Origin of the sequence: Pontibacter fetidus (assembly GCF_010119545.1) — a bacterium.
Classification (GTDB): Bacteria; Bacteroidota; Bacteroidia; order Cytophagales; family Hymenobacteraceae; genus Pontibacter; species Pontibacter fetidus.
On the sequence record NZ_JAAEAA010000048.1, the window covers coordinates 1 to 632 of the forward strand.

1 protein-coding gene is annotated in these 632 nt (G+C 44.6%); it reads left to right on the forward strand.

Annotated features, from left to right (window positions below):
* Nucleotides 1–227: 227 nt before the first annotated feature.
* On the forward strand, nt 228–506 hold the full coding sequence (locus GWO68_RS17700; RefSeq protein WP_162347805.1) for a hypothetical protein: 279 nt from the start codon (nt 228–230) through the stop codon (nt 504–506).
* Nucleotides 507–632 lie beyond the last annotated feature (126 nt).

Genomic DNA, 632 nt, shown 5'->3' on the forward strand with positions numbered 1-632 from the left:
TTTTTTCGCATCGCTATGGAACTTCTACTCTTTTAAGAACTGTTACCACTTCACGCCCAGGGCAACCGGGCAGCTGGGAAGAAGACTAAAAGAGCTGGGGCGCAAGACAAGGAAAAGGGTGTTTGGCAAAGCTTCAAAAATAGGTTAAAACTTTTCGATCAGTGCTTCAGGTACTTAGCCCCTAACTGGTAAAAACTTTGGGCGTAGCTCTTGCATCCTGAAAAAGAGTGTGTACTTTTGCAACCCGTTCAGCAGGAAGGGAGGAAAGAAAAAGGGGGAGAAGTGGAGCGCAGGAAACCTGTCTGCATTTCATCAAGCTGGTTTTAAGGCTTGTTTCCACTGCAAAACGTTCCAAAAATTATTTTCTTACCCGCTTGCAAAAGCAAAAACAAAAGGTGTATCTTTGCACTCCCAACGCGGCAGCCGGCAGGGCGGGAAAAGAAGCTGAAACGCAAGGATTTTTTAGCGGCTTCCTTTCGGGCTTAACACCTGAAAAGAGAGGCTAAAAAAAAGAAAAGAAATTTTTCACTGGCCACTTGCAGAATGAAAAAAGCTTCTTACCTTTGCACTCCCAATCGGACAACAGGTTGAAAGGGGCGAATAAACTAAGAGAGTAACAACCACGATCACAA